An 8,198-nucleotide genomic window follows, 5' to 3' on the forward strand; every position below is an offset into this window, starting at 1 on the left:
GATGTTGCTGATGATCGACAACTACGACAGCTTCACCTTCAACCTCGTGCAGTACCTGCAGGCGCTGGGGGCGGAGGTCGAGGTGGTGCGCAACGATGCGCTGGACGTTGCGGCGATCGCGAAGCTGGCGCCGGAAAGGATCGTGATCTCGCCCGGTCCCTGCACGCCGAACGAAGCGGGGGTTTCGATGGACGTCGTCCGCGAGCTCGGGCCGCGCATCCCCGTCCTGGGCGTGTGCCTGGGCCACCAGGCCATCGGCCAGGTGTACGGCGGCAAGGTAATCCGTGCCGGCCGGATCATGCACGGCAAGACCTCGCCCATCCGCCATCGCGGCCAGGGCGTGTTCGCCGGCCTGCCCGATGGCTACGAAGCCACGCGCTACCACTCGCTGGTGGTGGACAAGGACGCGCTGCCCGGGTGCCTGGAAGTGACCGCATGGACAGAGAACGAGGACGGCAGCATCGAGGAGGTGATGGGGCTGCGCCATCGCGAGCATCCGGTGGAGGGCGTGCAGTTCCATCCGGAGTCGATCCTGACCGAGCACGGGCACGCGCTGCTGAAAAATTTCCTGGAAAGACGACCATGACGATTACCCCGCAGGAAGCCCTGCAGCGCACCATCGAGCACCGCGAGATCTTCCACGACGAGATGGTCGACCTGATGCGCATGGTGATGCGCGGCGAGGTGCCGCCGGCCATCACCGCCGCGATCCTCACCGGCTTGCGGGTGAAGAAGGAAACCGTGGGCGAGATCGCGGCGGCGGCCGAGGTGCTGCGCGAGTTCGCCCGGCCGGTGGCGGTGGCCGATCGCACCCACCTGGTGGACATCGTCGGTACCGGCGGCGACGGCGCGCACACCTTCAACATCTCCACCGCATCGAGCTTCGTCGCCGCGGCCGCTGGAGCCCGCGTGGCCAAGCACGGCAATCGCAGCGTGTCCTCGAAGTCCGGTGCGGCCGATGTGCTCGAGGCGCTCGGTGCCACGATCGATCTGCAGCCGGATCAGGTCGCGCGCTGCATCGAATCGACCGGCGTCGGCTTCATGTTCGCGCCCGTCCACCATCCCGCGATGAAGGTGGTGGCGCCGGTGCGCAGGGAGCTGGGCGTGCGCACGCTGTTCAACATCCTCGGGCCGCTGACCAATCCCGCCGGCGCGCCCAACATCCTGATGGGCGTGTTCCACCCCGACCTGGTGGGCATCCAGGTCCGCGTGCTGCAGGAACTCGGGGCCGAGCGCGCCCTGGTGGTCTGGGGCCGCGACGGCATGGACGAGCTGTCGCTGGGCGCGGCGACCATGGTCGGCGAACTGCGCGACGGCGTGGTCCGCGAATACGACGTGCATCCGGAGGACTTCGGCATCGCCATGGCGCATACGCGCAACCTGCAGGTCGCGGGCCCGGAGGAGTCGCGGGCGATGTTGCTGGGGGCGCTCGACGGTGAGCCCGGCCTGCCGCTGGAAATCGTCGCACTGAACGCCGGTGCCGCGCTGTACGCCTCCGGCGTGGCTGACTCGATCGCCGACGGCATCGCGCGCGCGCGCGCGGCCATCGCCAGCGGCGGGGCCCGGGCAAAGCTCGACGAGTTCGTGGCCACTACGCGGCAATTCGGCGGAGCGCCGGCATGACCGTACTGCAGCGCATTCTCCGGCGCAAGGCCGAAGAGGTCGCCGAACGCAGCGCCCGGATGCCGCTGCGCGAACTCGAGCGCCTGGCCGGAGCCATGCCCCCGGCGCGCGGCTTCGCCGACGCGATCCAGGCGCGGATGGCCGCGGGCGAGCCGGCAGTCATCGCCGAGGTGAAGAAGGCGAGCCCGTCCAGGGGCGTGATCCGCGCGGACTTCGACCCGGCGTCCATCGCCCGCGCCTACGAGGCCGGCGGCGCGGCCTGCCTGTCGGTGCTGACCGACGTCGACTTCTTCCAGGGCAGTGATGCGTTCCTGCAGCAGGCGCGCGCCGCTTGCGCGCTGCCGGTGCTGCGCAAGGATTTCACCATCGACCCCTACCAGGTGGTCGAGGCGCGCACCCTCGGCGCCGACTGCATCCTGTTGATCGTCGCGGCGCTGGACGACGCGCGCCTTGCCGCGCTGGCGTCGCTGGCCGGCGACCTGGGCATGGACGTACTGCTGGAAGTGCACGACGCGGAGGAACTGCAGCGTGCGTTGCGGGTCCCCGGGCGCCTGCTGGGCATCAACAACCGCGACCTGCGCAGCTTCGAGGTGTCGCTGGATACCACGCTCGCGCTGCGCGACCAGGTGCCGGGCGACCGCGTGCTGGTCACCGAAAGCGGCATCCTCGGCGCCGCGGACGTGGCGAAGATGCGCGCCGCCGGCGTCGGAGCCTTCCTGGTCGGCGAAGCCTTCATGCGCGAACCGGATCCGGGACAGGCGTTGCGCCGGTTATTCTTCGCGCCATGACTGCCGAAACCCCGCTCCCCTACCGCCCGCTGGTGGTGTTCGATTTCGACCACACCCTGTACGACGGTGATTCCGGCGCGCATTTCGTCTCCTGGCTGATCAAGCGCAGCGCCTGGCGCAAGCTGCTCGCCCTGCTTGCCGCGCCGCTGTTGTTGCCGCTGGTGGCCTGGCTGCCAACCCGGCGCCGCGGCATTTCCGGATTCCTGTGGATCGGCACGGTCGGTGCCGAACGCGACATCGACAAGCTGATCGACGCCTACGTGCAGGCCAACGCCGCGTCGATCCGCGGACGCCTGCTGACGCCCGCGCTGACGGTACTGCACCGCCATCGCGTCGACGGCGACCGCGTGCTTATCGCCACCGGCGCGCCGCCGGAACTGGCACGCGCGATCCTGGATTTCGTCGCGCACGAGGACCTGCCGGTGATCGGCAGCCTGGGCAAGCGCTTCCTCGGCGGCTACGTCACGGCCGAGCACTGCCACGCGGCCAACAAGATGCGCATGATCTGGGACCACGGCTACGACCGCATCGCCATCGCCTATTCGGACAGCGCCGCCGACCTGCCCCTGCTGCAGGCGGCGGAGAAGCCGGTGGTGGTCAACCCGAAGCCCGCGCGCATACCGATGTTCCGGCGCGTGCTGCCGCCGGGGACGCCGATCCTGAACTGGGGTTGCGCGTCGCGCGGCGGCGAGCGGGGCTGAAGTTCAGTCGCAGGGCCGGCTAGTCACAAAGCCGGCTAGTCACAGAGCATCTTCACGAAGCGGCGCGAATCGTCGTTGTAGCCGCAGTTCCGATAGAACGCATGCGCTTCGACCCGCCGCGCATTGCTGGTCACTTCGATGCGGTGGATGCCGTGGCGGCGCGACAGCAGCTCGACTTCGCGCAGCAGCGCCCGGCCGATCCCCAGCCGGCTCTGCTCCGGTGCGACCACCAGGGCGGTGATGCGCGCCAGTTCCGCGCCATGGGCGATCGAATACAGGGTGTAGAGCGCGACCAGGCCGCAGGCCTCGCCGTCGACCTCGGCCAGCAGGAGGTGCTGGCGGCGGTCGGCAATGACGTGGGCGATGCGCTCGGCCGCCTCGGTGTCGGAACAGGGATAGCCCAGCAGCCCGAGCAGCCGGGCCACGTCGCTGGCGTCGCCGACCGCCGCCGGCCGCACCCGGGTGGTGCCTGCGGCGCGGGTGGCGACGGTCTCCATCGCTCAGCGGGTGCCGTACAGGACCAGGGTCTTGCCCTTGGCGTGCAGCAGGCCGTCGGCCTCGAGCTTCTTCAGCACCCGCCCGGCCATCTCGCGCGAGCAGCCGGTCAGGCGCGCCAGCTCCTGGCGCGAGACCCGCAGCTGCGTGCCCTGCGGATGGCTCATCGCCTCCGGCTCGCGGGTCAGGTCGTGGAGCGTGCGGACGATGCGGTCGGTGACGTCGAGGAAGGCCAGGCGGCCGGCCTTGCGGCTGGTGTCGAGCAGGCGCCGCGACAGCTGCGCGCCGATCGACCAGAGCAGCTTGGGCGCGTCGGCCGCCAGCGGGCCGGCGAACAGCTGGTACAGCTTGTCGTAGGCGATTTCCGCCAGTTCGCAGGGCACGCGCGTGCGCAAGATCACCTCGCGCCGGTCGCTCTCGATGAAAAGGCCCATCTCGCCGACGAACTCGCCGGGGCCGAAGTAGCCCAGGACCAGCTCGCGGCCGTCGTCTTCCTCGGTGATGATGCTGGTCGAGCCGGTGACCATGTAATACAGGGTGCCCGCCGGGTCGCCGGGGCGGAACACCTCGGTCCGGGGCGGGTAGCGGCGCCGGTTGCAGTAGCCCAGGAAACGCTCGATCGCGTCCGAGTCGGGGGCCAGGGGGTTGCGGTTGGGCCGGCGCTGGAGACCGTGCAGGGCGGGGGACATAGGCAGGTCCGGTCCGTTGGACGGAGGCAATGCCGCAGGGTAGTGCGTTGCAGGCGTTCCGGCAAACACCGGGTCTTTTTCGCGATCCCGGGCGATTTGCCGCATAATTTGCGCCCTTGTCGCAACCCGGAACGCCGATGCCCCTGGTCAAGCCTCTGCCGCGCCTCAAACTGCAGGGATTCAACAACCTGACCAAGGCGCTGTCGTTCAATATCTACGACGTCTGCTACGCCGTGTCCGAGGAGCAGCGCCAGCGCTACATCGAGTACATCGACGAGGAATACAACGCCGACCGGCTGACCCAGATCCTCACCGACGTGGCCGACATCATCGGCGCGAACGTGCTCAACGTGGCCCGCCAGGACTACGACCCCCAGGGCGCCTCGGTGACGATCCTGATCTCCGAGGAGCCGGTGATCGACAAGTCCCAGGCCAAGGGGGTGATCTCCGACGCCGTGGTCGCGCACCTGGACAAGTCGCACATCACCGTCCACACCTATCCGGAAACCCACCCGGACAACGGCATCGCGACCTTCCGCGCCGACATCGACGTGGCCACCTGCGGCGTGATCTCGCCGCTGAAGGCGTTGAACTACCTGATCGAGTCGCTGGAATCCGACATCGTGGTGATGGACTACCGCGTGCGCGGCTTCACCCGCGACATCAAGGGCCGCAAGCACTACATCGACCACAAGATCAATTCGATCCAGGACTACCTGGCCAAGAACATTCGCTCGCGCTACGAGATGCTCGACGTCAACGTCTACCAGGAAAACATCTTCCACACGAAGATGCACCTGAAGGACTTCGATCTCGACAACTACCTGTTCGAGGAGCGCGCCCGCAACCTGTCGTTCAAGGAGCGGATGAAGATCGAGGCGCGGCTCAAGCGCGAGATCGAAGAGCTCTACCACGGCCGCAACCTGGTCGAGTAAAGCCCTACACCCTGTAGGCGACCTTCTTCATCAGCGCCGAAGCCCCCGCCATCAGCGTCGGGATCGGCGGCGGCAGCACGCGCGCGCCGGCCTGTTCGGCATTGGCGGCGTGGCGGGCCTCGTCGGCCTTCATCACCTCCAGGATCGCGCGGCTGCGCAGGTCGGCCTCCGGCAGGTCGCGCAGGTGTTCGTCGAGGTGCGCCTCGACCTGGCGCTCGGTCTCGACCACGAAGCCCAGGTTCCAGCCGTCGCCACGCAGGCCGGCGAGCGCGCCGATGGCGTAGCTGCCGGCGTACCACAGCGGGTTGAGCAGGCTGGGCCGGCTGTCGAGTTCGCGCAGGCGGTCGGCGCACCAGGCCAGGTGGTCGGTCTCTTCCTGGGCCGCCTCGAGCAGGTGGCGGCGAGTGGCCTGGTCGCGGGCGACCGCGGCCTGGCCCACGTAGAGCGCCTGGGCGCAGACCTCGCCGACGTGGTTGATGCGCATCAGCCCGGCGGCGTGGCGGCGGCCGGCCTCGTCGAGCACCACCTCCGGCTCGCCGGCGGCCGGGTTGGGCCGCTCCGCGCGCGCGGCGCCGAAGACGGTGTCCAGCGCGTTCTGGGCGTCGGCCAGGAGGCGGTCCATCGGGGTCAGGGAGCGTTCCATGGCCCGATTATGCGGCGCCGGCCGGCGGCTTGCACCGCGGCCCCCGGCCCCGTATCATTCCCGCTCTTGTGTTCCCACAACGCGTGGTGAAGTTGCGCCGGCACCTGCCGTGGCAACCAGCCCGACAAGGTACCCATAGCAGAACCGCCATGAAGACTTTCAGCGCCAAGACATATTCGGCAAAGGCCGAGACCGTCCAGCGAGACTGGTACGTCGTCGATGCCGAGGGCAAGACCCTGGGCCGCCTCGCCTCCGAGCTTGCACGCCGCCTGCGCGGCAAGCACAAGCCCGTGTTCACCCCCCACGTCGACACCGGCGATTACCTGATCGTGATCAACGCCGAGAAGGTCGCCGTGACCGGCAAGAAGCTGCAGGACAAGATGTACCACCGGTTCACCGGTTACGTCGGCAACCTGAAGTCGGAGAACCTCGCCCAGGCGCTGGAGCGCCACCCGGAGCGCGTGATCGAGATCGCGGTCAAGGGCATGCTGCCGAAGAACCCGCTCGGCCGCGCGATGTACCGCAAGCTCAAGGTCTACAAGGGTGCCGAACACCCGCACGCCGCCCAGCAGCCGCAGCCGCTCGAGATCTAAGGTAGAAACCATGGCAACCACCCAGAATTACGGCACCGGCCGTCGCAAGTCGTCCACCGCGCGCGTTTTCCTGCGCAAGGGCAGCGGCAACATCACCATCAACGATCGCTCGATCGAGGACTTCTTCGGCCGCGAGACCGCGCGCATGATCGTGCGCCAGCCGCTGGAGCTGACCCAGTCGACCGACAAGTTCGACGTCAAGGTCACGGTCGAGGGCGGTGGCACCACCGGCCAGGCCGGCGCGATCCGCCTGGGCATCGCCCGCGCGCTGGTCGAGTACGACGAGACCCTGAAGGCCGAGCTGCGCAAGGCCGGGCTGATGACCCGCGACGCCCGCGAAGTCGAGCGCAAGAAGGTCGGCCTGCACAAGGCCCGCCGCGCCACGCAGTTCTCCAAGCGTTAATCGATGTGTTCGCCGGAGCACGGCTCCGGCGCTACAATCCAGCTTCATAGCCCCGTCGCCAAGCGGTAAGGCACCTGACTCTGACTCAGGCATTCGGTGGTTCGAATCCATCCGGGGCTGCCAGCTACGACGAAAAACCCGCCCCCAATGGCGGGTTTTTTGTTGCGCGCGTGTTCGCGCGCCAGGCACGCTCCTACAATGGGGGATGGCCAGGACGCTTCCGCCGCCTTACACGCCGCCCGCCGCGCTGCTGTCGCAACTCAAGGGGCGCGGATACGCGGTGCTCCCGCCGTCGGCGGTAGCCGCGCTGTGCGGTGTGGAGCTGCCCGCCCTGCATGCCCTGCGCCCGGCCTGGGACGACCTGGTCGAGGACCACTACCTCAAGGACGGCGGGCGTTACCGCCGCCGCCGCCATTCATGCTTCGTGGTCGACCCCGACGGCCTGGCCCTGGCCCCGCACCGCGCGCACTGGCAGTCGCTGGAATACAACGCGCTGCACGGCGGCATGCACCGCTGGTTCGAGCCGATCGAGCCCGGCACGCTGGCGCAACCGGCCTGGCCGCGATTGATCGAATCGCTGGCACGCCTGTTCTCGCAGGTGCGCGAAGTGGACCGCTGGTTCGTCGAGGCGCACCAGTTCCGCATCGACACCGGCGAAGGCATCGGCCGGCCGACACCCGAGGGAGCGCATCGCGACGGCGTCGACTTCGTGGCGGTGCTGTGGGTGGATCGTTGCGGCATCCTCGGCGGCGAAACCCGGGTGTTCGCGGCCGATGGCCCGGACGGCCAGCGTTTCACCCTGGACGAGTCGTGGTCGATGCTGCTGCTCGACGATGCCCGCGTGATCCACGAGTCCACGCCCATCCAGCCAGTACAGGCGGTGGCGCCGGACGGTCCGGGCATGCCCGGCCACCGCGATACCCTGGTCCTGACCTACCGCGCGGGCGGGTTCCAGGGCGAGGACGCTACAATCGCCGGCTGAACGGAGGAACCTGATGAAGCTCGGCAGTCTCAAGGAAGGAGGGCGCGATGGCACCCTCGTCGTCGTTTCGCGCGACCTGACCCGCGCGGTGCGCGCCACCGGCATCGCACCCACCCTGCAGCGCGCGCTGGAGGACTGGTCCAACCTGGCGCCGCGGCTGGCGGCCCTGTCGGCCGCCCTCGACGACGGCAGCGCCGACGGCACCTTCGACCTGGACATGCAGGCGCTGGCCGCGCCGCTGCCGCGCGCCTACGAGTTCGTCGACGGCAGCGCCTACCTGCCGCACGTGGAGCGCGTGCGCCGCGCGCGTGGCGCCGAGGTGCCGCAGAGCTTCTACACCGATCCG

The 8,198-nt window shown here is 69.0% G+C and carries 11 protein-coding genes, 1 tRNA gene and 1 pseudogene; 10 read left to right on the plus strand and 3 right to left on the minus strand.

The annotated features are described in order from the left end of the window. The first annotated feature begins 1 nt into the window (after window position 1). Genes QAA18_RS07340 through QAA18_RS07355 form a run of 4 tightly spaced genes read left to right on the plus strand, consistent with a single transcriptional unit; the run spans window position 2 to window position 3,112 of the window. Entirely contained in the window at window positions 2–586 is a 585-nt protein-coding gene (locus tag QAA18_RS07340) for an aminodeoxychorismate/anthranilate synthase component II (RefSeq protein WP_279412239.1), read from the plus strand. Beyond that, window positions 583–1,623 carry an anthranilate phosphoribosyltransferase gene (trpD, locus tag QAA18_RS07345; RefSeq protein WP_279412241.1) on the plus strand — a complete coding sequence of 347 codons (1,041 nt, stop codon included), beginning with the start codon at window positions 583–585 and terminating at the stop codon, window positions 1,621–1,623. The genes QAA18_RS07340 and trpD overlap by 4 nt, the downstream gene beginning before the upstream one ends. Further along, on the plus strand, window positions 1,620–2,411 hold the full coding sequence (trpC, locus tag QAA18_RS07350) for an indole-3-glycerol phosphate synthase TrpC (protein WP_279412242.1): 792 nt from the start codon (window positions 1,620–1,622) through the stop codon (window positions 2,409–2,411). The genes trpD and trpC overlap by 4 nt, the downstream gene beginning before the upstream one ends. Next, a complete protein-coding gene (locus QAA18_RS07355) occupies window positions 2,408–3,112 on the plus strand; it encodes a haloacid dehalogenase-like hydrolase (RefSeq protein WP_279412244.1) in 705 nt (234 codons plus the stop codon). The genes trpC and QAA18_RS07355 overlap by 4 nt, the downstream gene beginning before the upstream one ends. Window positions 3,113–3,147: 35 nt before the next feature. Here the strand turns inward: QAA18_RS07355 and QAA18_RS07360 are convergent, their stop codons facing one another. Further along, window positions 3,148–3,609, minus strand: coding sequence for a GNAT family N-acetyltransferase (locus QAA18_RS07360; protein ID WP_279412246.1), 462 nt, complete (start codon window positions 3,607–3,609; stop codon window positions 3,148–3,150). A 3-nt stretch (window positions 3,610–3,612) separates the two neighbouring features. After that, window positions 3,613–4,296 (minus strand): cAMP-activated global transcriptional regulator CRP, encoded by a 684-nt coding sequence (gene crp, locus QAA18_RS07365; RefSeq protein WP_279412247.1) that lies wholly within the window; start codon window positions 4,294–4,296, stop codon window positions 3,613–3,615. Window positions 4,297–4,439: 143 nt separating this feature from the next. Here crp and speD point away from each other — a divergent pair, with 143 nt between their 5' ends. Next, window positions 4,440–5,231, plus strand: a complete 792-nt coding sequence (gene speD, locus QAA18_RS07370) for an adenosylmethionine decarboxylase (RefSeq protein WP_279412255.1) — start codon at window positions 4,440–4,442, stop codon at window positions 5,229–5,231. A gap of 4 nt (window positions 5,232–5,235) precedes the next feature. Here the strand turns inward: speD and coq7 are convergent, their stop codons facing one another. Beyond that, a complete protein-coding gene (coq7, locus tag QAA18_RS07375; protein ID WP_279412249.1) occupies window positions 5,236–5,874 on the minus strand; it encodes a 2-polyprenyl-3-methyl-6-methoxy-1,4-benzoquinone monooxygenase in 639 nt (212 codons plus the stop codon). A gap of 149 nt (window positions 5,875–6,023) precedes the next feature. Between coq7 and rplM the strand changes: the two genes are divergently transcribed. The 5 genes and pseudogenes from rplM to QAA18_RS07400 all read left to right on the plus strand — a co-directional run. After that, entirely contained in the window at window positions 6,024–6,467 is a 444-nt protein-coding gene (gene rplM / locus QAA18_RS07380; RefSeq protein ID WP_279412250.1) for a 50S ribosomal protein L13, read from the plus strand. 10 nt (window positions 6,468–6,477) lie between these two features. Next, window positions 6,478–6,870 carry a 30S ribosomal protein S9 gene (gene rpsI, locus QAA18_RS07385; protein WP_279412251.1) on the plus strand — a complete coding sequence of 131 codons (393 nt, stop codon included), beginning with the start codon at window positions 6,478–6,480 and terminating at the stop codon, window positions 6,868–6,870. Window positions 6,871–6,918: 48 nt separating this feature from the next. After that, window positions 6,919–6,993 (plus strand) — tRNA-Gln (locus QAA18_RS07390). Between the two features lie 82 nt (window positions 6,994–7,075). Then, the gene (locus tag QAA18_RS07395; protein WP_279412253.1) at window positions 7,076–7,852 is read left to right on the plus strand and encodes a 2OG-Fe dioxygenase family protein; all 777 of its coding nucleotides are present in this window, start codon (window positions 7,076–7,078) and stop codon (window positions 7,850–7,852) included. Window positions 7,853–7,865: 13 nt separating this feature from the next. Further along, window positions 7,866–8,198, plus strand: a pseudogene (locus QAA18_RS07400) (FAA hydrolase family protein); the annotation flags it as partial.

Source organism: Luteimonas sp. 8-5 (assembly GCF_029763755.1).
Classification (GTDB): Bacteria; Pseudomonadota; Gammaproteobacteria; order Xanthomonadales; family Xanthomonadaceae; genus Cognatiluteimonas.